Source organism: Xanthomonas floridensis (genome assembly GCF_001642575.1).
GTDB classification, from domain to species: Bacteria; Pseudomonadota; Gammaproteobacteria; order Xanthomonadales; family Xanthomonadaceae; genus Xanthomonas; species Xanthomonas floridensis.
This window is the reverse complement of the sequence record NZ_LXNG01000057.1, coordinates 142482-167134: the sequence shown is the minus strand read 5'-3', so window position 1 is coordinate 167134 and position 24653 is coordinate 142482. Positions and strand designations below refer to the sequence as shown.

The following is a 24653-nucleotide window of genomic DNA, read 5'->3' as shown; positions in this document are numbered from 1 at the left end:
ATGCACGGTCGGCGCCAGCCCAAGAACCCGCATGCCGAGGCCGAGCAGTTCCGCCGGCGCGCGGTGCTGGGGTTTGTGATGGTGGTGATCTGCCTGGTCGGCCTGGGTGGGTGGTATTTCAAGCTGCAGGTGCTCGACCACGAGGTCTACGCCACCCGCTCGGAAGCCAACCGCATCAAGCCCAAACCGGTGGTGCCCGGGCGCGGCATGATCTACGACCGCACCGGCCGGCTGCTGGCCGAAAACGTGCCGGCGTTCCGCCTGGACGTGACCCCGGACAAGGTCGCCGACATGGACGCCATGCTGGCCGCGCTGGGCAAGGTGATCCCGATCGCGCCGGAAGACCTGGAGCGCTTCAATCGCGAGCGCCGCGCGCGCCGCAGCTTCCTGCCGGTGACGCTCAAGCTGCGCATGAGCGATGAGGAAATGGCGCGCTTTGCGGTGGAGCGCTGGCGCTTTCCCGGCGTGGAGCTGGAGCCGTACCTGACCCGTCGCTATCCATTCGGGCCGTTGTTCGCGCACATCATCGGCTACGTCGGTCGCATCGATGAAAAAGACCTGGCGGTGCTGGGCGAGGGCAATGCCGCGTTGACCCACATGGGCAAGTCCGGGCTGGAGCGTTACTACGAGCAGGACCTGCGCGGCCAGGTCGGCTACGAGCAGGTCGAGACCAACGTGCAGGGGCGGGCCATCCGTACCGTGGGGCGGGTGGCGCCGCAATCCGGCGCGGATCTGCGGCTGTCGGTGGATGCCGACCTGCAGCGCGCAATGGTGGCGGCGTTCGGCGAGCACGAAGGTGCGGCGATTGCGATGGACCCGCGCACCGGCGAGATCCTGGGCATGGTCAGCCTGCCCAGCTACGACCCCAACCTGTTCGTCAACGGCATCTCGCATACCGACTTCAAGATGCTCAACGACAACCCGTCGCGGCCGCAGTTCAACCGGCTGGTGCTGGGTGGCGTGGCGCCGGGCTCCACGCTCAAGCCGCTGATTGCGCTGGCGGGGCTCGATAGCGGCCTGCGCCGGCCGGAAGACCGCGTGCTCTCCACCGGCATGTTCTACCTGCCCGGGGTCAGCCGCGGCTGGGGCGACTCGCACCGCGGCGGCCACGGCTGGACCGACCTGCGCAAATCCATCGCCCAATCGGTCAATACCTATTACTACCGCCTGGCGGTGGACATGGGCATCGAGCGCTTCGACCACTACATGGCCGACTACGGCTTCGGCCAGCCCACCGGGGTGGACCTGCTTGGCGAAATCGGCGGCATCCTGCCGTCGCCGGCCTACAAGTACAAGACCCGCAAGGAGCGCTGGTATCCCGGCGACACGGTCAATATCGCCATCGGCCAGGGCGACTGGAAAGTGACCCCGCTGCAGCTGGTACGCGGGGTATCGGCCATCGCCGGCGGGCTGCTGCTGCGCCCGCACCTGGTGCTGGAGCAGCGCACCGGCTTCGACCATCCCTGGCAGCCGATGATCCAGCCGCCGGGCAAGCCGGTCAGCCCGAGCGCAGCGCACCTGCAGGTGGTGCGCGAGGGCATGATGGACACCATGCGCCCGGGCGGCACCGGGTATGCGATCACGCCCGGCGCGCCGTACCAGATGGCCGGCAAGACCGGCACCGCGCAGGTGGTCAGCCGCAAGGGCGTGGCTGCGGTGGACCCGCGCAGCCTGCCGATGCATCTGCGCCACCGTGGCCTGTTCGTCGGCTTTGCGCCGGCCGACAATCCGGTCATCGCGGTGGCGGTCGCGGTGGAGGGCGGTGGCTTCGGCACCAGCTCGGCGGCGCCGATCGCGCGCAAGATCTTCGACGCCTGGCTGCTTGGCAAGATGCCTGCGGGCATCCTGCCGCTGGACAGCGAGCTGGGCATGACCGCGGTGGGCGTCAACCAGTTCGAAGCCGGCGCCACCGATGCACGCCAGGCCGGCGATACGGCCGCTGCCACGCTGGAAGACCTGCCGGTGGTGATCGGCCAGACTGCGGTGGCGCTGGATCCCAGCACGCCCGCGCAACCGGTGGTGCCGGACGTGCCGGATGCGGTGCAGGAGACCGACCATTGAGTGACATCGCGCGCTGGTTGGTGGACATGGCCGCGCGCTTCACGCGCAGCCTGGACTGGGTGCTGTGCCTGGCACTCGGCGCGTTGATGGCGATCGGCCTGTCGGTGCTCAAGAGCGCTGGCGGCGCCGTCAATGGCGATCACCTGGTGATGGCGCAGGGCGTGCGCTTTGTCATCGGCATGGCCGCGATGTGGGGGATCTCGCGCATGTCGGTGCTGCGCCTGCGTGCCTGGACCCCATGGGTGTATGGCCTGTCGATGCTGCCGTTGCTGGCGGTCTTCGCACTGGGCACGGGCAAGTACGGCCGCCAGTGGCTGGACCTGAAAGTGTTCTACCTGCAGCCGGCCGAGCTGCTCAAGATCAGCCTGCCGATGATGGCGGCCTGGTATCTGCATCGCATGCCGCTGCCGCCGCGCATTTCCACCGTGCTGGTGACCGGGGTGATCATCGGCGTGCCGACCGCACTGATCATGCTGCAGCCGGACTTCGGCACCGGTGTGCTGATCGCCGCCAGCGGCGTGTTCGTGCTGCTGCTGGCCGGGTTGCCGTGGTGGTGGGTGGCGGTGGGCATCGGGGGGGTCTCGGCGGCCGCGCCGGTGGCCTGGTTCTGGCTGCTGCGCCCGTACCAGAAGGACCGCATCATGATGTTCCTCAACCCGGAAAACGACGCGCTCGGTGCCGGCTGGAACATCATCCAGTCCAAGATCGCCATTGGCTCCGGCGGGCTGGATGGCAAGGGGTGGGGGCTGGGCTCGCAATCGCATCTGAACTTCATTCCCGAGCAGACCACCGACTTTGCGTTCTCCGTGCTCAGCGAGGAATTCGGCTGGATCGGCGTGGCCACCGTGCTGACCTTGTATTTGATCGTCATCGGCCGCTGCCTGTGGATCGCTTCGCAGGCACGCGACACCTATTCGCGCCTGGTCGCCGGTGCCACCGGCCTGGCGTTCTTCGTCTACGTGCTGGTCAACGGCGGCATGATCTCCGGCCTGCTGCCGGTGGTCGGCGTGCCGATGCCGCTGATGAGTTATGGCGGCACCTCGGCAGTGTCGTTGCTGGCCGGGTTGGGGCTGGTGATGGCGGTGAAGTCGCATCGCCCGGTGCATGGGTACTGAGGCCGCGCAGCTGCGCTGCATCGCGTGCTTACGGTTAGTGAGCGCCAGGCAGAGTGCCTGGCGTGCGTCACACCAATCACTCCGCGCGCAGCAGGCCTGCACGAACGTGTTGTTGACGGTCGTGACGCGCGCATGTCATCGCGCTGACAGCTCGGCACCTGTGTCGTGTTTTGCGCGCTGTGTTGCAAGGAGCGCGCAGCGCGCGGGCATGACTTCGCTCGCACGGTGCCCGATTCGCTCGTCTGCTACAGGCGTGCACCACGCTCCGTAGAGTCCGCCACGCCGCTGCAGCGATGGCGGTGCGCACCGCGTGGCCTGCACGGGCACGCGCACTTTCTCTTTCGGGTGATCTCTTCTATGAAACTGCTTACCGCTGCCATCGGCGGCGCTTGTCTGACGCTTGCTGCGCAAGCCGGTGCCGTTACGTTTGCTACCGGCGATACGCGCGCTGTCGCGCAACCAGCGATTCCTGCCGCTTGCCAGCCATCCTTGAAGGCCAGCCAGACGCCGACCGGGCGGCAATTCGACGCCGCGCTGGAAAGCGCGCCCCCTGATACCAAGGCCATCCAGGCCGCGCTCAACGCCTGCAAGAACGGAAGCGTGCTGTTGACCAGCGGCAGTGGCAACGCGTTTCTGACCGGGCCGTTGTCCATCCCGGCCAACGTCACCCTGGTCATCGACCAGGGCGTCACCCTGTACGGCTCGCGCAACCCGGCCGACTACGGCAGCGGTTGCGGCACCGCCGGTTCCAAGAGCGGTGCGTGCCTGCCGTTGATCAGCGTCAAGGGCAACAACGCAGGCGTGATGGGCATTCGCACCGGCGGGCGTCAGGGCACCATCGATGGGCGCGGCGATCAGACCATGCTGGGCAAGAGCACCACCTGGTGGGAGTTCGGCGAAAACGCAAAGAAAGCCAATCAGGTGCAGAACAGCCCGGACCTGATCAAGGTGCAGAATTCCAGCGAGTTCACGCTCTACGACGTCAACCTGATCAATGCGGCCTACTTCCATTTCTTCTCGCATATCGTCAATGGCCTCACCATCTGGGGCGTGCGGGTGAAATCACCCGCCAGCAGCCCCAACACCGACGGACTGGATCTGGACAGCGTGGTCAACGCCACCATCCACGACAGCGATGTGATGGGGGGCGACGACTGCGTGGCGATCAAGACCATCGCCTCCAGGTCGGCCAACATCACCGTGCGCAACAGCCGCTGCTATGGCACGCACGGCATCTCGATCGGCAGCGAAGTGATGTCCGGCGTCAGCAACGTGCTGGTGGACAACAATGCGCTGGTGTCCACCGACGATGCAGGTAACCGCAGCACCGACAACAACGGCCTGCGCATCAAGACCAGCATCGTCAAGGGCGGGCCGGTCAGCCAGGTGACCTATCGCAACACCTGCCTGTACGGGGTGACCAGCCCGGTGGTGATCAACCCGTTCTATGCCGGCGGCAGCAGCGGTACCAAGCCGACCTTCAGCGCCATCGTCGTGGATGGATTGCGCAGCGCCAACGACGCCGGCGGCAAGGGGTGGATCCTGCGCGGCTACGACGCGCAGACACCGCTGGATCTGGTGCTGGCCAATGTGGCCATCGGAAGCACCTCGGTGACGGTGACCGCCAGCAATGCGCAGATCGGGCTCAGCAACAGCGCACTGACACCGACCGGCACCGGAGTCACCACCGGCCCGGTACAGGTCAGCGGCGCGATCCCCACCTGCTCGGGCGCTCCCCGCTTCCCGGCGCTGTGAGACACCCGGCGCGGCCCTCCAACGGCCGCGCCGGAACAGCGGCTACCGCGCAGCGCTGCACCCACCAAGGCGGCGCAGGTGCGAAAGCGTCGTCCGCCAATCCACGTCGCATGCGCAACTGCTACGCAGCTGGGTGAGTAGCGCGCGTAGTCGTGCCTCCATGTTGTCGACAAGCGCAGGCGACGACCGCGCTCACGAGTTTGCCGTTCCAGGCTTCTGCCCATCAGTCAGCCAGAGCCAAACCGCACGGCTCGGTACCGCCCTAAGCCAAACCATACGACTTGGTCTTGGCCTTGGCCCCACAGCAGCCCGCCAAGTCCGGCCCTGGGGTGCAGCCTCAACCCTAAAAGCCAAGCTTCCTTCCTGATCGCGACCTCCCGCTACTGCATCTGCGTCTTTCCAATCCCGACTCCCCATTCCCGATTCCCGATTCCCGACTCCCCATTCCCGAATTTGCTGCAACACCCCTTGACTTGATCCAAAGTCTTTGCGTTTCATGGCCTTATTGCCAGAAGTTCATCTGATGTCTGTTACCCTCGGCCGATGATTCGACGCACTCTGACCTGCCTGCTCACCCTCGGCCTTGTCGCCTGCGCGACCCAGCCCAGCCCTCCGTCCCCGCCGCCGGCAGCCAGTGCGCCCCCGGCCAAGCCGCCCGGTCCGCCTGTAGCGTCCGCAACGCCCGCCAGCGCTGCTGCCGAGGCGCCCGCCTTGCCGCCAGTGGATCTGACCCCGGTGCCGTTCGAGATCGCCCGCGCCAACTTTGTGCGCGACACCGCTGCCAGGTACGGCATCGATGCAGCGCAGATCGAGGCGACCCTGGCGCAGGCACAGTTCAAGGACGCCATCGTCACCGCGATGTCGCGTCCGGCCGAACGGGTCAAGCCGTGGAACGAATACCGGCCGATGTTCATCACCCAGGCGCGCATCGATGGCGGCCGCAAGTTCCTGGCCGAACATCGTGCCGAGTTGAGCAAGGTGGAGGCTGCCACCGGGGTGCCCGCCCAAGTGATCGTGGCCATCATCGGTGTGGAAACCAGCTACGGCACGAACGCAGGCAAATACCGCGTACTGGACGCGCTATACACGCTGGCGTTCCGTTATCCGCGCAGCGGCGACCCAGCCAAGCTCGAGCGCGAAGTGCGGCGCGAGCTGTTTTTCCGCGATGAACTTGGTCAATTGTTCGCGCTCGGCAAGGAAGAGCAGCTCGATGTCACCGCGCTGATCGGCAGCTACGCCGGTGCGATGGGCATGGGCCAGTTCATGCCATCGAGCTATCGCCAGTTCGGCGTCGATGGCGATGCGGATGGCAAGCGCAATCTGTTCACCGATTACAACGACGTGTTCGCCTCGATCGCCAATTACTTCGTCAAGAAGGGCGGCTGGGTGCGCGACGGACAGGTCGCGGTGCCGGCTACGCTGGCCGCCGGCCACGAGGAATTCAATCCCACCGACTGGTCGCCGGTGTACACGCTGGCCGATCTGTCCGCGCGCGGGTACCACCCAGGTGCGCCGGTGGTGGCGGGCAGCACCGCCACCCCGATCAGCCTGGATGACGCCAACGGCAAGCAGTACTGGCTGGGCTTCCAGAACTTCTACGCAATCACCCGCTACAACATTTCCAAGATGTATGCGATGGCCGTGTTCCAGCTGTCCGAGGCCATCGCCGGCAAGGAGTTACCCCCGGCATGAACAGCATGACAGGCCCCAAGTGGCTGATCCCGATGGCATTGATGCTGGGCCTGGCGGCCTGCAGCAGCGCACCGAAGAAAGGTGCCGGCAGCAGCGGTAGCGGTGCCATCAAGGGCGTCAAGGTCGATGGCAAGGGGCCGGCATATGTTGCGACCGGATGCCCCTCCACATCGCCGTACGCGGCGGCCAAGGAAGACCCGTCCACGCGTGGCGATTACACCGCCGGCGGTCTGTACAAACCCGGCGTCAAGGACAGTACGCCGGACCACGTGCCCAACGTGGCCTGCATTCCCGAACCCCTGGTCACCAACGAGCCGCGCTCTGCGGTGGGCAATCGCTCGCCGTATGAGGTGCTGGGCAAGCGCTACGTTGTGATGGACAGCCCCGGCGACTATGTCGAACGCGGCACTGCCTCGTATTACGGCAGCAAATTCCACGGCCGGCTGACCTCCAACAAGGAGGTCTACGACATGTACGCCTTCACCGCCGCGCACAAGACCCTGCCACTGCCGAGTTTCGCGCTGGTCACCAATACCGACACCGGCGATTCGGTGGTGGTGCGCGTCAACGACCGCGGCCCGTTCCACGATGGACGCGTGATCGATCTGAGCTACGCCGCGGCGGTCAAGTTGGGGATCACCGGCAAGGGCACCGGCAATGTGGAAGTGCGCGGGCTGACCGAAGCCGATAATGGCAATCTGCTGGCCAAGCGCCGCAGCGGCCAGCCGGCCTCTACAGCCGTTGCCACGGCGCGGCCTGCTGCGGGCAGCAGCCAGATCGATGGTCTGGTGCAGCGCCTGCCCACCCGCACCGTGCCGCCACGTGCGGCGGCGAGCGCGGGTACGGTGGTTGCCGCGCCTGCCGCTGCCTCGGGTGGCGCTGTGGTCATCCCGGCCGGCGAACGGTGGCGCTATCGCGTGGCCGATTCGCGCCAGCCCGGTAATGCCGACAATTTCGATGCCTGGATGAAGGCGCAGGGCGTACGTGTGGCCACCGGCAAGCCGGCGGCCGCGGCACCGCGTCCGGCTGCTGCTGCGCCTGTCGCCGTTGCGGTGGTCAAGGCGCCGGAGAGCGCGCCTGCGCGCCCGGTCAAGGTCGATCCGGTTCCGGCCAGGGCGCCCAGCGCCGCCGAATCCGCGCTGGGCGACATCCTGTTGCAGGTTGCCAGTTTCGCCAGCCGCGAAAATGCCAATCGCGCGCTATCGCAGCTGGCATCGGCCGGCATTGCAGGCGCCAGCGTCAGCGATATTGTCAGCGGCGGGCGTACCTTGTGGCGCTTGCGCGTCAATGCACGCGATCACGCCAACGCGTCCGAAATCGCGCAGCGCATCGCCGGCCTGGGCTTCGGGCGCCCGCAAATCGTCGCCAACTAAGCGCCCCGGCCGTGCCTGCCAGATCAGTGGCGGACACGGTTGCAACCAGCAACCGCAACCACACCCTTCTGCTACCGCCCGCGGTTGTTCGCTCCGACCGCCCTGTCAGATTGCCGCCCAGGCCGGCATGGCGCGCCACCCGCCGTCATCGCTGAACTGCGCAGGCGCCTGCGTGGTCTGATGCGTCGCCCTCGTTGCTGCAGCGCTTTACAATTTCGCATTACCCAGCCTTCGGGCCCGTCAGGAGTCGTTCTTCAATGAAATTCCGCTTCGCCGCCGCTGCCGTGGCCACGTTTGCCTTCGGCCTGGTCTGCGCCCAGACGCCCGCGCCGCAGCCGACCCCCGCTGCGGCCGCCGCGCCTGCTGCCCCGGCTGCATTGCCGGTTCCGCCCGCGCCCGCGCCGGCCGTCTCCAAGTCCTGGATCCTGATGGACTACGCCACCGGGCAGGTGCTGGCCGGTGAAAACATCCACCAGCAACTGGCGCCGGCCTCGATCACCAAGGTGATGACCTCCTACGTGGTGGCCGCCGAGATCAAGAACGGCAAGGTCACCCGCGACGACCAGGTCATGATGAGCGAGCGCGCCTGGCGCGAAGGTGGCGCAGGCACCGATGGCAGCTATAGCGGCTTCCCGGTTAACCAGACCGCGCGTCTGGAAGACATGGAAAAGGGCATGGCGATCCAGTCCGGCAACGACGCCGCGATTGCACTGGCCGAGCATGTGGCTGGCAGCGAAGAAGCCTTCGCCTCGCTGATGAACAGCTACGCCGCCAAGATCGGCATGAAGAACTCGTACTTCGTCAACGCGCATGGTCTGAGCGCCGAAGGCCACCATTCCACTGCCTACGATCTGGCCCTGCTGGGCCGCGCGATGGTGCGCGATTACCCGGAAACCTACGCCTACAACAAGATCAAGGAATTCCAGGTCGGCAGCATCAAGCAGAACAACCGCAACCTGCTGCTGTGGCGCGACCCGGCCGTGGACGGCATCAAGACCGGCCACACCTCCGAGGCCGGCTACTGCCTGCTGAGCTCGGCCAAGCGCGGCGATCAGCGCTTGGTCGCGGTGGTCATGGGCGACAGCTCCGAGCGCCAGCGCGCCGACGATAGCCTGGCGCTGCTCAACTGGGGCTTCCGCTTCTTCGAGACCCACAGCCTGTACGCACCGGGCAAGGTCGTGACCAAGCAGAAGGTCTGGAAGGGTGCACAGGACGAAGTGCAGCTGGGCGTGGCCCAACCGCTGCTGGTAAGCCTGCAGCGCGGCCGCTACAACGACCTCAAGCCCAGCATGGAAGTGGCCAAGAACCTGCAGGCGCCCATCAAGAAGGGCCAGCAGGTTGGCACCGTGAAGGTCAGCCTGGACGGCAAGATCATCGCCCAGGCCCCGCTGGTCGCCATCAACGCAGTGGAAGAAGGCGGTTTCTTCAAGCGCCTCTGGGATTCCTTCTGGATGTGGTGGGAATCGGAGTAACAAAAAAGCCGGCGAAAGCCGGCTTTTTTTTGAATCGAGAATGGGGAATTGGGAATCGGTAAATGCAGGAGCACAGCGTTTGCTCTTGCGATTCCCGATTCCCCACTCCCGATTCCCAGCCATCAAAGCATCCGGCTGATCGTGAAACTCCCATACACCGGCGTCTCGCGCTGGGTCTCGAATTCGCGGGTGCGGTGGTAGCGGGCGAGGGCGAACTTCCAGCGGCCGTACATGATGGCCAGGCCGTAACCGACATCGCCCACGAACGGGCGTTTGTCCACGCTGTGGCTGTTGCGGAAGGTGTTGCCGTCCAGGGTGATGTCGCGGATCACCCAGCGTGCGTCGGTGGTCACGAACAGATGCCCCGACCAGCCACTGGCACGTCCCAGCCGGCTCGGGGCCGTGTTTTCGCCCGCCGGGCGGGTGGGGGTGCTGCCGAAGTCATCGGGCAGTTTCCAGCCAAAACGTGCTTCGCCACCGGCGTTCAGATGTGTGGCCATATTGCCCACCGCGCCGCCCCAGTGAGAGATGAAATCCCAGCCGAATCCATCGGCATTGCCGCTGGCATCGGCCGGCCAGCGACGCATGCGCTCGTGGACCAGATTGATCAGTGGCTCATTGTGCAACTGGTTGTCCCAGCCCTGGAATTTTTCGTCACCCAATGCGTCGTGGATCGCATCCTGGGCCTCCTGCGCGAAGGCCCAGGGGCCCACCACGCCGACCTGTAACTGGGTGGTTCGCAAGTGCGCATCGTTACGCGCGTTGTAGCCGAAACTTGCCAGCAGAATGCCTGCGTAGGGGCGGTCGTCCGGGATCACGTCGCGACGGGTGAAATCGGTCGGGGTGAAGATTGCCTGGCCGATCGAGAACACCATGTTCTGCTGATCGAATTCGCCCGGATGCAGGCGTTCCAGGTAGCTGTTCACCCAGCGCGCGGTGCGTGGCAGGCAGGGGTCATCGGTGTAGTCCACCAGGTTGGGCGACACCAGGGTCAGCACCGCGCCGTTGGAATACCCCTGATCCTGGTCCTCCCCCCCGAACAGGTCGTTGTCGACGCGGAAATTCACCGCCGGTGGCGTACGCCCCAGCCGGCTCGAGTCGCATTGATCCGCCGCCAGGGCGGGCATCGACAACCCGGTGAAAGAAAGCAGCAGGGCAGCAGACAACGCGCGCGGTCGGAGCATGGAGGGCCTGGGGGAGTAAAGGTGGACTAGGTTCAGCAAAGGTGCCTGCGCACAGTGCTGCGCGGCGTGAACATACGCAGCATCATCTCGCCACACAGCGTGGCGCGTCTTGCGCACCAGTCCGTTTCATCGGCGGCGTGGCGGCGCTGCCGCAGGGCAGCGATGAAAAGCCTGCGCGATTAGCATATGATCCGTCCCCGGGGAAGAAGCCCCAAGGAACGGCAGCCTTTGCAGGCTATTCATCGCCAACGGATCGCGTTTGCCCACGGCAGCGCAGGTGTCAGGGGACTAAATATGAGCAAGACGATTTCTGTCAGCGCGGCGGTACTGTCCAGCATGCTGGGTATTGCATTGGCCAGCGTCAGCGCGCCGGCATCGGCCGGGTTCAAGGACGCCTTCAAAGGCTCCGCGCAGGACCAGCGCAAGGAGGGTGTCGCGCAGATCCCGACGTGCACCAAGCCGTTGGGTAGCCTGTCGGTGATCGAGCCGGAAGATGCGGTCAACTGGTGGTCGGGTCAGCAGCTCCCGGCACCGTCCAAGTTGATCAAGGTATTCGTCAACAAGTCGCGCTGCTTCACCCTGGTGGACCGTGGCGCCGGCATGGCGGCATCGCAGCGCGAGCGCGATATGGCGGCCAATGGTGATCTGCGTGCACGCTCCAATATTGGCAAGGGCCAGATCCGCGCAGCTGATTACGTCATGACGCCTGATCTCATTTCGCAGAACAGCAATGCGGGCGGCAGCGCGATTGCCGGCATGCTGGGCGGCCTGGTCGGTGGCAATGCCGGCAACTTGGTGGGCGGCCTGAATCTCAACAAGAAGACCGCTGACGTGGTCCTGACCATCACCGATGTGCGCTCGTCCGAACAGGTGGCCATGGCTGAAGGCAACGCCAAGAAGACCGACCTGGGCTGGGGGGCGCGTGGCAACCTGTTCACTGGCGGCGATTTCGGCGCGGCTGGTGCCGGCGGTTATGCCAACACTGAGATCGGCCAGGTGATCACGCTGGCGTATCTGCAGGCCTATACCGACATCGTCAGCCAGCTTGGCGGGCTGTCCGGCAACCCTGCTGCGTCCAACACCCAGCAGGCAGTCACCGTGACGCGCGCAGGGCGCCTATTGGCCAATGCCAAGGGCACTGGCGCGGCGGTCCGCACGCTGGAGCCGGGCATGATGCTGTATCCCACCGGCACCAAGGAAGGCGTGATGTGGGAAGTCGAGGACGAGATGGGTAATCGCGGCTGGGTGTCGTCGGCGATGCTGGAACTGTCCAAGTAAGTGCGGGAGGACAACCGCGTCGCCATCAGGCGTGCGCGGGTGTCGGCTGGAGATCCAGTGGGCATCTGCCATCCATGGTGGTCTGTTTCCTGGCTTTGTCTGGCGACACCGCCAGACAATCCGCATGGCGCGATTGCCTGTCCGAATCCTGCCGGGCGCGCGACGCCCGGCGCGATGTGGCGGTGTCCATGCCAGGCGCATGGCTCCGCTGGTCGTTTCTGATAGTACGGACTTGGGTTTGCCCTCCACCGGCCCGATAATGGGGCGATGGATATCAGCACCGACAACCCCGATCACGGCTTCCAGTTTCCCGGCACCTTCGAGCTCAGCGCCATGGGCGCGGCCGATCGTGGCCTGGAAACCGAATTGCCGCGTCTGCTCGCCGCCACCGGCGTGGAGCTGCTGCAGGAAAGCATCAGCTGGAAGCACTCTTCCAGCGGCAAGTATGTCTCGGTCAAGATCGGCTTCCGCGCCGAGAGCCGGGAGCAGTTCGACGCCGCGCACCAGGCGCTGCGCGATCATCCGGAAGTGAAGTGGACGCTGTAGCGGCCGAACCGGTCGTGGCGCCGGTCGCCATCCCGCCGGCGCAGTTGCGCGACCTGGGTCAGCAGGACTACACCGCGGTGTGGCGTGCAATGCAGCGTTTCACCGATACGCGTGATGAGCACACGGCCGACGAGGTGTGGGTGGTCGAGCACGCGCCGGTGTTCACCCTGGGCCAGGCCGGCAAGCCGGAGCACGTGCTGGCGCCGGGCGAGATTCCGGTGCTGCAGGTGGATCGTGGCGGTCAGGTGACCTATCACGGCCCTGGCCAGTTGGTGGTCTATCCGCTGCTGGACCTGCGCCGGCTCAGGATCGGTGTGCGCGATTACGTGTGCAAGATCGAGCAGGCGCTGATCGACACGCTGGACGAGTGGAATATCGTGGCCGCGCGTCGCGACGGCGCGCCAGGCGTCTATGTGGGCGCGGCCAAGATCGCCGCACTCGGTATCCGCGTGCGCCGCGGCTGCACCTTTCACGGGTTGTCGTTCAACGTGGCGATGGACCTGGAGCCCTTCCACCGTATCAACCCCTGTGGCTACCAGGGTCTGCAGGTGACCTCGGTGCTAGACTTGGGCGGCCCCTCCGGGATGGACGCCGTCAAGGCGGTGCTGCTCGAGCAACTGGCGCGCCAGTTCGGCCTCGTGCTGCAGCCCGTTTCCGCATTGCCCGACCTTTCGCTTCCGGCCTGAGCGCCCGTACCGTCATGACCCAGCCTATCGCCCGTTCCATCCCCTTGCAGGTCGTCTCCGGCGACACCGCCGCGCCTGCGCCGCTGCAGACCGGCGTCAAGCAGATCGGTGGCGACAAGATCAATCGCTCGCCGGTGCAGTTTGTCGATGCACCGGTACTGCGCAAGCCGTCGTGGATCCGCGTGCGGATCCCGTCCGGCAATGCGGTGCAGAACCTCAAGGCCAAACTGCGTGAAAACCGCCTGGTCACCGTCTGCGAAGAGGCCAGCTGCCCGAACATCCACGAGTGCTTCAGCCACGGCACCGCCACCTTCATGATCCTGGGCGAGGTGTGCACGCGGCGCTGCTCGTTCTGCGATGTTGCGCACGGCCGGCCCAAACCGCCGGATGCCAGCGAGCCGGCCAGCCTGGCGACCACGGTGGCCGACATGGGCCTGAAATACGTGGTGGTCACCAGCGTGGACCGCGACGATCTACGCGATGGTGGTGCGCAGCACTTCGTGGAGTGCATCTCCGCCATCCGCGCCAGTTCGCCCAATACCCGCATCGAGATCCTGACCCCGGATTTCCGCGGCAAGGGCCGCATGGATCGCGCGCTGGAGATCCTGGCGCTGAGCCCGCCGGACGTGTTCAACCACAACATCGAAACCGTGCCGGACCTGTATCCGAACGTGCGCCCCGGCGCGGATTACCAGTGGTCGCTGACCCTGCTACAGCGCTTCAAGGCGCAGCATCCGGCCATCGCCACCAAGTCCGGCATCATGCTCGGGCTGGGCGAAACCATGGAGCAGGTGCAGGCCACCTTGCGCGATCTGCGCGCACACGATGTGGACATGATCACGATTGGCCAGTACCTGCAGCCGACGCCGCACCATCACCCGGTGATGCGCTACTGGACGCCTGAGGAATATAAGGCGCTGGAAGACTACGGCAACGCCTTGGGCTTCAGCCATGTGGCGTCCGGCCCGATGGTGCGCTCGTCCTATCACGCCGACCGGCAGGCCGCAGGCGCCGGCGTCGCCGCCTGAGCGGCAGTACCGGTGGCCGGCAGGTGATCGCCGTCGCGTGCTGCTGGTCGGCGCGGCCAGCCAATGCCGGATGCGCAATCGCGCATTGACGGCCGTGATGCTGTTTCTACCAACATTGCTGGTTCGCCCGATTCGGCCCTGTGCACCGCACGGGGCCGTGTTGTATTCGGCGGCGGCGCCCAACTGAGCGAGGTACGGTCTCGTTCACAATCCGCTACGTGCCCGGCGCTAGGCTCATTCAGCCAGTGGATGACAACGCCAGCAACTTTCGGCACTGTCATGCTGTCTGATCCGATCACCGCCTTTCTTTCATCGGCCCCGTGCCGAGAGCCATTCGATGACCTACAACGTTTCTGCGTCCATGAAGGCCGGCCTGCTGGCGCTGGTGTTGACCACTCCGATGGCATTGCTCGCACGCGCCGACACGGCGCTGCCGGCGGCCGCCACGCCTGAGCAGGCGACCGCGACCAAACTCGTCTATGGCCTGCTGTCCGATAGTCGCTATGCCTATCGGCCGCGCACGCTGGACGAGGCGATGGCCAAGGATGTCTTCAAGCGGTATCTGGAAGCGCTCGATGGCGGCAAGCAATTCTTTACCCAGGCCGATATCGACGGTTTTGCGCCGCTGCAGGCTGGGGTGGGTGATGCATTGCGCGGCGGCAACCTGGAACCGGCATTCCAGGTCTTTGCGGTGTACCGCAAGCGCGTCGATCAACGGGTCAAGTACGCGCGCGACCTGCTCAAGCAGGACTTCGATTTCAACGGCAGCGACAAGTTCGAGTACGACCGCAAGGACGTGCCCTGGGCATCGGATGACAAGCAGCTGGATGTGCTGTGGCGGCAGTCGGTGATGAACGACTGGCTGCGTCTGAAGCTGGCCGGCAAGAAGCCCGACGACATCCGCAAGACGCTGGATAAGCGTTATGCCTCGCTCGCCGACTCGGTCAAGCAGCTCAAGGGCGAGGACGTGTTCCAGTTCTTCGTCAACGCCTACACCAACGCAGTTGACCCGCACACCGACTATTTCACCCCGCGCACCGCCGAGACGTTCAATCAGCAGATGTCGCTGTCGCTGGAAGGCATCGGCGCGCAGCTGCAGAAGCAGGACGACATGGTGGTGATCCGCGAGGTGATCCCGGGCGGTCCGGCAGCGGTGGATGGCACGCTCAAGCCGGGCGATCGCATCGTCGGCGTGGGCCAGGCAAAAAATGGCGCCATCGAGGATGTGATCGGCTGGCGTATCGACGACGTGGTGGCCAAGATCCGTGGCAGCAAGGACACCCAGGTGCGCCTGGAATACATCCCGGCCGAATCGGGTATCGACGGCAAGCACCGCACGGTCACGCTGACCCGGCAGAAGGTGCGCCTGGCCGAACAGGCCGCCAAGGGCGAAACCATCACGCTGCCGGCCCAGGGCGGTCAGCCGGAACGTCGCATCGGCATCATCAAGCTGCCGGGCTTCTACCAGGATTTCGAAGGGCGTCGTCGCAACGCGACCGATTACGCATCTGCGACGCGCGACGTCGCCAAGCTGTTGGCTGGTTTCAAGACCGACAAGGTCGACGGCGTGGTGCTGGATCTGCGCAACAACGGCGGCGGCTCGCTGGATGAGGCGATCGAACTGACCGGCCTGTTCATCGAACAGGGCCCCGTGGTGCAGGTGCGCGAATCCGGCGGCCGGGTCACCGTCAATGGCGACAGCAATCCCAAGGTTGCCTGGGATGGCCCGCTGGGCGTGCTGATCAATCGCGGTTCGGCATCGGCATCGGAGATCTTTGCCGGCGCCATCCAGGACTATGGCCGTGGCCTGGTGATCGGCGAAACCAGCTTCGGCAAGGGCACGGTGCAGAACATCGTCGACCTGGACCGGTGGCCGGCCGCCGAAGGCCAGCGCTACGGGCAGGTCAAGCTCACCATTGCGCAGTTCTTCCGCGTCAGCGGTTCCAGCACTCAGCACAAGGGCGTGGTGCCGGATATCGCGTTCCCGGCCAGCGTGGATGCCACCGAATTCGGCGAGAGCACCTACGACAACGCGCTGCCGTGGACGCGCATCGCCGCCGCGCCGCACACCCAGTACGGCAACTTCGCACCGCTGCTGCCCAAGCTGCAGACGCTGCACACCGCACGCATTGCCACCGACAAGGAGTTCCAGTGGTGGGAAGAGGACGTCAAGCAATTCCGCGAAGAGAAGGCCAAGAAGTACATTTCCTTGAACGAGGCCGAGCGCCTGGCCGAGCGCCAGAAGCAGGACCAGCAGCGCAAGGATCGCCAGCAGATTCGCAAGCAGCTCGGCTTGCCGCTGGATCCGCTTGCCGACGACACCGATGACGGCCTGACCGGCAGCGAACGCGATATCGTCAAGGACACCGCGCGCGAGAAGGCGGCAGAAAAGCGTCCGGACCCCTTATTGCACGAGTCGGCCGCCATCCTGGCCGATGCGCTGGGCCTGCTGTCGCAGGACCAACCGCTTTCGGCGCAGGTGCTGCCGCAATCCACGGCACCGGGGCGCTGGGCAGACTGATCACCGCTGCGCATCCGATCCACCAACGCCACCGTTTGCCGGTGGCGTTTTCGTTTGTGTGCAGCATCTGCTGTCAGCGAGGTCTCAGGCCAGTGCCTGCCAGCACGCCTGCAGGCCGAGCAGCAGCAAGGTGCCGAAAAATACCTGGCGGAACACGTCGGCAGAGATGCGGCGACGCACTCGCGTGCCTGCCCATACGCCCACTGCGGTAGGTGCCAGCGCCAACAGCGATGGCAGGCCGGCCGAGAGCGGCACCCCGCCATGCCAGACCAGCGCAATGGCCAGGGCGAGCGTTGCCGTGCCGAAGCACGCCGCCAGTGCGCGGATCAACAGCTCACGCGGCAGGCCCAACGCAGACAGGTAGGGCACCACCGGAATCACCAGCACACCGGTGGCGCCGTTGAGCAGGCCACCGACCAGTCCGGTCAGCGGGCTGGCCCAGCGTTCGTGGCGTGGCGGCAGCGTCCACTGTCGGCGCGCAAACCCGAGCAGGGCATAGGCCACCAGCAGCACGCCGAGCGCGGCGCGCAGGAAGCGTGGATTGCCGCCGATCATCACCCCGGCGCTCAGCCAGGTGCCGGCCACTACGAGTGCCAATACCGGCCACAGACGCCGCAACAGCGCTGCCGGCGCCGGCCCCCAGGCCTGCTGTAGATTCGTCACCAGCGAAGGCAGCACCAGCAGTGCGGCGGCCTGGCTGGGCGGCAGCCATAGCCCGAGCAGCCCCATCGCCACCGTTGGCAGCCCCATGCCGGCCACGCCCTTGACGCCGCCGGCCAGCAGGAAGACCGCTGCAACCAGCAGCCACTGCGAAACATGTCCACTCATGGGCGCCAGGATCCGGGTGGCGATGCCGGGCCGGCAAGCTGTCTTTGTTTGAGGCAGACTTCGGCCACGCCGAAGGCTGGAGTGCACATGCAGGTGGAATTCGTCGATCTGCGGATCTTTGTCGCGGTGGCCGACACCGGCAGCATCACGGCTGGCGCCGATCGCGTGGCGCTGTCGCTGGCGGCCGCCAGTGCGCGCATCCGCGCGCTGGAGCTGCAGGTCGGGGCGGCGCTGTTCGAGCGTGGCCGGCGCGGGGTGACGCTCACCGCGGCCGGCCAGGTGTTGCTGCGGCACGCACGGGTGCTGGCGCGGCAGGAGCAGGCGATGCGCAGCGAACTTGGCGACTATGGCATCGGCGGCCAGGTCACGCTGCGACTGGCTGCCAACACCGCCGCGCTCTCGGAATGGCTACCCGAATGCGTGGCGGATTTCTTGCTGGCGCATCCGCGGGTGGATCTGACCCTGGCCGAGTGGGGGAGCGAAGAGGCGGCCGACGCGGTACGCGATGAACGCGCGGACCTGGCCGTGGTGGCAGGGCATGCGGATTTCACCGGCCTGCAGCGGCGCCCGTTCCGGCAGGATCGCCTGGTGGTGGCGATGGCCGCCAGTCATCCGCTGGCCGCTGCGGGCAGCGTGCGCCTGGCCGATATCGCACAGATGCAGTTGCTGGCGTTGTCGGCCGACAACGCCTTGCAGCGTCACCTGCGCACGCACCTGGCCAGGGCCGGCGTGCACCTGCGCATCCGCGCGCGCGTACCCGGCATCGAGACGCTGTGCCGCATGCTGGCGCGCGGTGTGGGCGTAGCCATCGTGCCGCACGCGGCGCTGGCGTGCTCCAGCGTCAGGCAGCAGTTGGCGGCAGTGCCGCTGGACGAAACCTGGGCGCGGCGCGAGCTGTCCATCGTCTGGCGCGACACGCCATCGGCGATCCTGCAGACCTTGCTGGAATGGCTGCAGGCCAGCGCGGCACAGGCGGGCATCCAGACGGTTTGAGCGGCCGGCACATCGCTGCGTAGCCGCCAGGCGGGCGTGGCCGGTGCGCGGACCTTCAATGTCCTGGCGGTGCAACCACTGATTCAAGTGCGCCGTCCTTACCGACATGACGCTAGCTTGAGAGGTTGTTGGGCCGCTTCAAACGGCCGCAACACCCACAAGATTGGATCCCGTCGCCGCTGGCAGGCGCGTCATTGCCGGCGCGATAAGTGCCTGCGTGCCTGCTGTCAGCGCGGCCAGTCGAACTCGGCCAGCACCGGATAATGATCGGACGGCAGGATGCCGCCGGGGCGGTCGTCCAGGGTGGTGAAGCGGGTGGGCGTCAGGCCGCGGAACAGAATCCAGTCGATGCGCCGGGTCGGCTGGGTGCTGAAATCCTGGAAGGTGTTTTCCGGCCCGTTGCGCGTGCGCGCGTGCGTGCGCGCATCGCCCAGCACGGCGGTGAGCGTGGGGTAGGTACGCTTGTCCGGATCACTGTTGAAATCGCCGGTCAGCACCACCGGACTATCCGCAGGCAGTTTCGCGATACGCGACAGGATCACTCGGGCCCCTTGCTCGCGAGCCTGCTCATCCTGATCGCGGTGCGGCAGATGCGTGTTGAACAGGTAGAACCGGCGCTTGTCGTTGCGACGTTCGAACAGCGCCCAGGTGACCATGCGTGGCAGGTCCGTTCCCCAGCTGCTGCTGCCGGGAATGTCGGGTGTTTCGGATAGCCAGAAGTCGCCCGATTCCACCACCGTCAGCGCGCGGCTGTCATAGAACACGCCCATGTGTTCACCGCCGCCGTCGGCGTTGCGTCCCTTGCCGAACCAGCGATAGGTCGGCAAATGCGTTGCAAGATACTGCGCCTGCTCCTGTACCAGCTCCTGGGTGCCGACGACATCCGGATGCGCCTGACGGATCAATCCGACCATGGCATCGCGGCGCGCCTGCCAGCGTTTGTCGCCGTCGGTATCGACCGGCACGCGCACGTTGAACGACATCACCCGCAGCGGCGCGCTCGGCGTTGCCGCCAGTGCGGGCAGGGCGATGCATAGCACTGCAACGGTGGCGAAAAGGCGGCGCAGCAGCACCTGCGCGATCGGACGTGGCATGCAGGCGAACTCCCTGGAAACAAGAGCACCGAGTCTAGCCAGCAATGATGACCGCTGCGTCACGACACTGATGATGCATGCAGACACCATCGCCTGCTTGATCGCCTGCTTGATCGCCCGTTTGATCGCCTGCTTGACGCCGCCGCGCATCGGCGTAGCATTTGCACCAAGCCAGCGGACAGACCGCCGGCTACCCACCAACCGTGAGGGATTCTCATGGCACTTCAGTACGATTATCTCGTGTTTATCGGGCGTTTCGAGCCCTTTCATAACGGCCACGCCGCCGTCGCCCGCCACGCGCTGGGCAAGGCGAGCAAGCTCATTGTGTTGATCGGCTCGGCCGACACGCCACGTACCATTCGCAATCCCTGGACTGTCGCAGAACGCGCGGTGATGATCGAGTCCGCGTTGCCGGGCGAGAACGCGCGATTGATCCTGCGTCCATTACGCGATCATCTTTATAACGAAAGCCTGTGGATTGCCGACGTGCAACGCCAGGTTGCCGAAGCAGTGCAGGCCGATGGCGGCGCGCCGGATGCGCGGGTCGGTCTGATCGGCATGGACAAGGATGCCAGCAGCTATTACCTGCGCGAGTTCCCACAGTGGCCGCTGGAAGATGTGCAGCACACCGCCACCTTGTCGGCGACCGAGTTGCGCCGCTATCTGTTCGAGGCTGGCGACATCGGCTTCCATGGCGGGTTGTTGATGCTGCGCGGCAATGTGCCGGCGCCGGTCTACGACATGCTTGAAGCGTTCCGGCGCAATTCGCCCAGCTATGCGCAACTGGTGGCCGAATACCGTTTCATCGAGCAGTACCGCGCTGCCTGGAAGGATGCGCCGTATGCGCCCACCTTCGTGACTACCGATGCGGTGGTGGTGCACTCGGGCCACGTGCTGCTGGTGCGCCGCCGTGCCGAGCCGGGCAAAGGCCTGTGGGCATTGCCGGGCGGCTTCGTTGCGCAGGACGAGGGGCTGCTGGACAGCTGCCTGCGCGAGCTGCGCGAGGAAACCCGGCTCAAACTGCCGGTGCCGGTGCTCAAGGGCTCGTTGCGTGCCCGCCAGGTGTTCGACCATCCCGACCGCAGCCTGCGCGGGCGCACCATCACCCATGCCTTCCACTTCGAATTTCCGGCTGGCGAGCTGCCTGTCGTGCGCGGTGGCGACGATGCCGACAAGGCGCGCTGGATTCCAATCGCCGAGGTCATGGCGATGGGCCCGCGTCTGTACGAAGACCACCTGCATATCCTCGAATTCTTCCTGGGCCGTGGTTGAAGGCAGCCGCATGCGCCTGCGTGTCGGTACCGATCGGTGCTGGCCGCATGACATGCGCCGTTGCTTGCAGCACAGCCTCCCGCCGGCGGACAGACCGCCGGTTTTCCCGACGCGAAGGAGCTTCCGTCATGCATTACCTCGATAACCTGCTGCTCAATACCGATAGCTACAAGGCCAGCCACTGGCTGCAATATCCGCCCGGTACAGACGCCTCGTTCTTCTATGTCGAATCGCGCGGCGGCGTGTACGACCAGACCGTGTTCTTCGGCCTGCAGTCGATTCTGAAAGAAGCCATCAACCGTCCGGTCACGCATGCCGATATCGACGATGCGAAGGCCTTGCTGGCCGCGCATGGCGAGCCGTTCAACGAGGCCGGCTGGCGCGATATCGTCGACCGTCTCGGTGGCCAGTTGCCGATCCGCATCCGTGCGGTGCCCGAAGGCACGGTGGTGCCCACGCACAACGTGCTGATGACGATCGAGTCCACCGACGCCAAGGCGTTCTGGGTGCCGTCCTATGTGGAAACCCTGTTGCTGCGCGTGTGGTATCCGGTGACGGTGGCCACGGTGAGCTGGCAGGTGAAGCAGATCGTGCGCGATTACCTGGAGCGCACCAGCGACGATCCGGAAGGCCAGCTGCCCTTCAAGCTGCACGATTTCGGCGCGCGTGGCGTGTCCAGTCTTGGCTCGGCGGCTCTCGGCGGCGCGGCGCATCTGGTGAATTTTCTCGGCACCGATACCTTGTCGGCGCTGTTGCTGGCGCGCGCGCATTACCACACGCCGGTGGCGGGGTTTTCGATTCCCGCCGCCGAGCACAGCACCATTACCAGCTGGGGCCGCGAGCGCGAGGTGGATGCGTATCGCAACATGCTCACCCAATTCGCAAGGCCCGGTTCCATCGTGGCGGTGGTCTCGGACAGCTACGACATCTACCGTGCCATTGCCGAGCATTGGGGCACCACCTTGCGCGAGGAGATCGTTGCCTCCGGCGCGACGGTGGTGATCCGCCCCGATTCCGGCGACCCGGTGGATGTGGTCGAACAATGCCTGCTGCTGCTGGACGAGGCCTTCGGTCATCAGCTCAACGGCAAGGGCTACAAGGTGCTCAACCACGTGCGCGTGATCCAGGGCGATGGCATCAACCCGCAGTCGCTGCGCGCGATTCTGGAGCGCATCACCGCCGCCGGCTATGCCGCCGACAACGTCGCCTTCGGCATGGGCGGTGCCTTGCTGCAGAAGGTGGACCGCGACACCCAGAAGTTCGCGCTCAAGTGCTCGGCGGTGCGTGTGGACGGGCAGTGGATCGATGTCTACAAGGATCCGATCACCGACCAGGGCAAGCAGAGCAAGCGCGGTCGGCTGACCCTGCTGCGCAATCGTCGCGATGGTAGTTACCGCAGTGCACTGCTGGACGAGCTGGCCGCCAGCGCCGACAGCGAAGATGCACTGGTGACGGTGTGGGAAAACGGGGCGATGCAGCAGGAGTGGACGCTGGAGCAGGTGCGTGCGCGCGCCGACGCTGCGCGCCGCTGACCGGCAGCACGCAGGCATGCTCGTGCCCGCTTCCATCGACGACGCATCGCTGTCGCCGGCCTCGCCGCTGTTGACGCAGCTGCGCGCGGCAGTCCCCAGCCTGCAGCGGCGTGTGCCGCTGCAGGACGAGGGCAACCGCTGGCACCACTTGCGTATCGGCGAACGCCGCTATCGGATGGCGTTGCCGGTCACCTTCACCCCGTATGCGTCGGTGCGCCCCTGCTCGGCACGCTGCGGGTTCTGTTCGGAAAACCTGCGCCAGCACGGCGGTGGCCTGACGGCGTCCATGCTGCGGCCTGGTCCGGCGTATTTCGATCAGCTGCGTGCCGCCTTGCAGGTGCTGCACGCAGTGCCGTTGTCGTATTCGTTGTCGGGTCTGGAGATGACCGATGACGCGGGCTGGCTGCAGACCCTGCTGCAGACCTTGTCGCAGACACCGGATGGCCCGCGCGTGGAGCAGCGCGTGCTCTACAGCAACGGGGCGGGCCTGGCGCGTGCGCAAGGCGGGCGCCTGCTGGATGCGCTGAGCCAGTTCGGCTTGTCGTGGATCGAACTATCGCGACACCATCCGTTGCAGGCGCGCAACGATGCCATCATGCGGTTTCGGGCGGACGAGCCCATCGCCGATGCGGCCACCTTCATGCGTACCGCGCGCAGCATTGCCGAACGCCTGCCGGTGCGGCTGGTCTGCATCGTGCAACGCGATGGCATCTGCTGTGCCGAAGACGTGGCGCACTACATCGCGTGGGCACGCCGCTGCGGCGCCAGCCAGGTCATCTTCCGCGAGTTGTCGCGGCTGGACGAGGCATATCGCAGCAACGGCACCTGGCGCTATATCGAACAGCAGCGCATCGGCGTGGAGCCATTGCTGGCCGACTGCATGCAGCAGCCGTGGTGGGCGCAGTGGCAGCTCGATGGCATGACCGAAGGGTATTACTTCTGGAATGTGCGCCTGCGTGGCGACGACGGCCTGCAGGTGGTCTTTGAAAGTGCCGATTACGCGGCCATGCATGCGCGTCATGCCACCGGCGACATCTACAAGCTGGTGTTCTTTGCCAATGGCCGCCTGTGCGCCGGCTGGGACCCCGACGCCGACGTGCTATGGGAGCCGGCCGATGGATGAGTTCGATCAGCGTAGCTGGTGGACACCGAGCGCCGACGATGCCGCCTGGGCGTTGCCGGAGGATCTGCGTGCCAGCGATCCGCTGCACGGCCGCGACTGCGGCTGGGTCAATCAGATGCGCCCGTTCGTGCGCCACTTCAGCCTGCCGGGCGACCAGGTGTTCGACCCGTTCTGCGGATTCGGTACCACCTTGCTCGCCGCGGCCCTTGAAGGTCGCAACGCGCACGGTATGGAAATCGATGCCGCGCGGGCGCAGGTGGCGCGCACACGGCTGCAGCGGCATGGGGTGGATGCGCCGGTCGTGCTTGGCAGCCTGGTGCAGACGCCACCCGCAGCGGCAATTGATCTGTGCCTGACCAACGTGCCGTATTTCGGCTGCCAGTGGCAGGGTGAAGCGCAGGCAGGCCAGCTGTACGCCAGTGCCGACTACGTGGGCTATCTTGCCGGCATGCGCGCGGTGTTCCATGCGCTGCGACGGCGGCTACGCCCAGGCGCATTCGGCGTAGTGATGGTGGAAAACATCTGTCTTGGCGGGCGACTGATTCCGCAGGCCTGGGACCTTGGCCGGGTCCTGGGCAGCCTGTTTACGCTGCACGAAGAGCGGGTGCTGTGCTACCGGCGCGCAGCCGGTGGTATTGCCCATGCACGCACCGACAGCAACCGTAGCCACGAATACGCGCTGATCTTCCAGCACTGCCGGGCGCAACTGGACCTGGCGCAGGCCGCGCAGTTGGTGCTGGCCCTACAGGCGCTGGGGGTGCCGGTGCGGGTGCATGGCAGCTACGCACGCTGGCTGCAGTCGCCCACCCTGGTGCCTGACGGGCCGGCCGACCTGGACCTGATGCTGCGCGCCGAGCAGCCGTTATGGGACCGGCTGACCGCCTGGCTGCAGGCGCAGGGCTTCAGCTTGAGCCTGTGGGGCGAGCCGTGCCGGGCACCGGTGCCGTTGGCGGCGGTCCGTACGCATCACTACCTACGCGCCGAACGCATCGGTGCCGATGGCAGCCGCCTGCAGGTAGACCTGCAACTGCCAGCGGATGAACCGCCGATGCCCTGAGCAGGCGAGGCGACACCGCGCGCACATGCGTTGCGGCTATGCT

At 65.9% G+C, this 24653-nt stretch carries 19 protein-coding genes; 16 read left to right on the top strand and 3 right to left on the bottom strand.

The window, feature by feature from the left end:
• From mrdA to A7D17_RS21595, 6 genes are all read left to right on the top strand, one after another.
• Positions 1 to 2061, top strand: coding sequence for a penicillin-binding protein 2 (gene mrdA / locus A7D17_RS21620; protein ID WP_064510993.1), 2061 nt, complete (start codon positions 1 to 3; stop codon positions 2059 to 2061).
• Positions 2058 to 3176 (top strand): rod shape-determining protein RodA, encoded by a 1119-nt coding sequence (gene rodA, locus A7D17_RS21615; RefSeq protein WP_064510992.1) that lies wholly within the window; start codon positions 2058 to 2060, stop codon positions 3174 to 3176. Before mrdA ends, rodA begins: the two co-directional genes overlap by 4 nt.
• 357 nt (positions 3177 to 3533) lie before the next feature.
• Positions 3534 to 4931, top strand: a complete 1398-nt coding sequence (locus A7D17_RS21610) for a glycoside hydrolase family 28 protein (protein ID WP_064510991.1) — start codon at positions 3534 to 3536, stop codon at positions 4929 to 4931.
• Between the two features lie 543 nt (positions 4932 to 5474).
• Complete coding sequence (gene mltB / locus A7D17_RS21605) at positions 5475 to 6623, top strand: lytic murein transglycosylase B (RefSeq protein ID WP_064510990.1); 1149 nt, start codon at positions 5475 to 5477, stop codon at positions 6621 to 6623.
• Positions 6620 to 7996, top strand: a complete 1377-nt coding sequence (locus A7D17_RS21600) for a septal ring lytic transglycosylase RlpA family protein (RefSeq protein ID WP_064510989.1) — start codon at positions 6620 to 6622, stop codon at positions 7994 to 7996. The genes mltB and A7D17_RS21600 overlap by 4 nt, the downstream gene beginning before the upstream one ends.
• Positions 7997 to 8253: 257 nt before the next feature.
• Complete coding sequence (locus tag A7D17_RS21595) at positions 8254 to 9468, top strand: D-alanyl-D-alanine carboxypeptidase family protein (RefSeq protein ID WP_064510988.1); 1215 nt, start codon at positions 8254 to 8256, stop codon at positions 9466 to 9468.
• A gap of 122 nt (positions 9469 to 9590) precedes the next feature.
• On the opposite strand, the gene A7D17_RS21590 is transcribed toward A7D17_RS21595, so the two are convergent.
• Positions 9591 to 10652, bottom strand: coding sequence for a lipid A deacylase LpxR family protein (locus A7D17_RS21590; protein WP_064510987.1), 1062 nt, complete (start codon positions 10650 to 10652; stop codon positions 9591 to 9593).
• A gap of 294 nt (positions 10653 to 10946) precedes the next feature.
• On the opposite strand from A7D17_RS21590, the gene A7D17_RS21585 reads away from it, so the two are divergent.
• From A7D17_RS21585 to A7D17_RS21565, 5 genes are all read left to right on the top strand, one after another.
• On the top strand, positions 10947 to 11930 hold the full coding sequence (locus A7D17_RS21585; protein ID WP_064510986.1) for a CsgG/HfaB family protein: 984 nt from the start codon (positions 10947 to 10949) through the stop codon (positions 11928 to 11930).
• Between the two features lie 267 nt (positions 11931 to 12197).
• Positions 12198 to 12476 carry a YbeD family protein gene (locus A7D17_RS21580; protein ID WP_064510985.1) on the top strand — a complete coding sequence of 93 codons (279 nt, stop codon included), beginning with the start codon at positions 12198 to 12200 and terminating at the stop codon, positions 12474 to 12476.
• A complete protein-coding gene (gene lipB, locus A7D17_RS21575) occupies positions 12464 to 13162 on the top strand; it encodes a lipoyl(octanoyl) transferase LipB (RefSeq protein WP_064510984.1) in 699 nt (232 codons plus the stop codon). Before A7D17_RS21580 ends, lipB begins: the two co-directional genes overlap by 13 nt.
• Before the next feature lie 14 nt (positions 13163 to 13176).
• Positions 13177 to 14190, top strand: coding sequence for a lipoyl synthase (gene lipA, locus A7D17_RS21570; RefSeq protein WP_064510983.1), 1014 nt, complete (start codon positions 13177 to 13179; stop codon positions 14188 to 14190).
• Between the two features lie 361 nt (positions 14191 to 14551).
• The gene (locus A7D17_RS21565) at positions 14552 to 16711 is read left to right on the top strand and encodes a carboxy terminal-processing peptidase (protein ID WP_193395385.1); all 2160 of its coding nucleotides are present in this window, start codon (positions 14552 to 14554) and stop codon (positions 16709 to 16711) included.
• 84 nt (positions 16712 to 16795) lie between these two features.
• Here the strand turns inward: A7D17_RS21565 and A7D17_RS21560 are convergent, their stop codons facing one another.
• Positions 16796 to 17539, bottom strand: coding sequence for a sulfite exporter TauE/SafE family protein (locus A7D17_RS21560; RefSeq protein ID WP_064510981.1), 744 nt, complete (start codon positions 17537 to 17539; stop codon positions 16796 to 16798).
• An 87-nt stretch (positions 17540 to 17626) separates the two neighbouring features.
• Here A7D17_RS21560 and A7D17_RS21555 point away from each other — a divergent pair, with 87 nt between their 5' ends.
• Complete coding sequence (locus tag A7D17_RS21555) at positions 17627 to 18532, top strand: LysR substrate-binding domain-containing protein (RefSeq protein WP_064510980.1); 906 nt, start codon at positions 17627 to 17629, stop codon at positions 18530 to 18532.
• Positions 18533 to 18759: 227 nt separating this feature from the next.
• On the opposite strand, the gene A7D17_RS21550 is transcribed toward A7D17_RS21555, so the two are convergent.
• Positions 18760 to 19626, bottom strand: a complete 867-nt coding sequence (locus A7D17_RS21550; RefSeq protein ID WP_064511015.1) for an endonuclease/exonuclease/phosphatase family protein — start codon at positions 19624 to 19626, stop codon at positions 18760 to 18762.
• Between the two features lie 216 nt (positions 19627 to 19842).
• Between A7D17_RS21550 and A7D17_RS21545 the strand changes: the two genes are divergently transcribed.
• From A7D17_RS21545 to A7D17_RS21530, 4 genes are all read left to right on the top strand, one after another.
• Positions 19843 to 20898 (top strand): bifunctional nicotinamide-nucleotide adenylyltransferase/Nudix hydroxylase, encoded by a 1056-nt coding sequence (locus A7D17_RS21545; protein ID WP_064510979.1) that lies wholly within the window; start codon positions 19843 to 19845, stop codon positions 20896 to 20898.
• 128 nt (positions 20899 to 21026) lie between these two features.
• Positions 21027 to 22430 (top strand): nicotinate phosphoribosyltransferase, encoded by a 1404-nt coding sequence (locus A7D17_RS21540; protein ID WP_064510978.1) that lies wholly within the window; start codon positions 21027 to 21029, stop codon positions 22428 to 22430.
• Positions 22431 to 22452: 22 nt separating this feature from the next.
• Positions 22453 to 23553 (top strand): hypothetical protein, encoded by a 1101-nt coding sequence (locus tag A7D17_RS21535; protein WP_064511014.1) that lies wholly within the window; start codon positions 22453 to 22455, stop codon positions 23551 to 23553.
• On the top strand, positions 23546 to 24610 hold the full coding sequence (locus A7D17_RS21530) for a DNA methyltransferase (RefSeq protein ID WP_064510977.1): 1065 nt from the start codon (positions 23546 to 23548) through the stop codon (positions 24608 to 24610). Before A7D17_RS21535 ends, A7D17_RS21530 begins: the two co-directional genes overlap by 8 nt.
• Positions 24611 to 24653 lie beyond the last annotated feature (43 nt).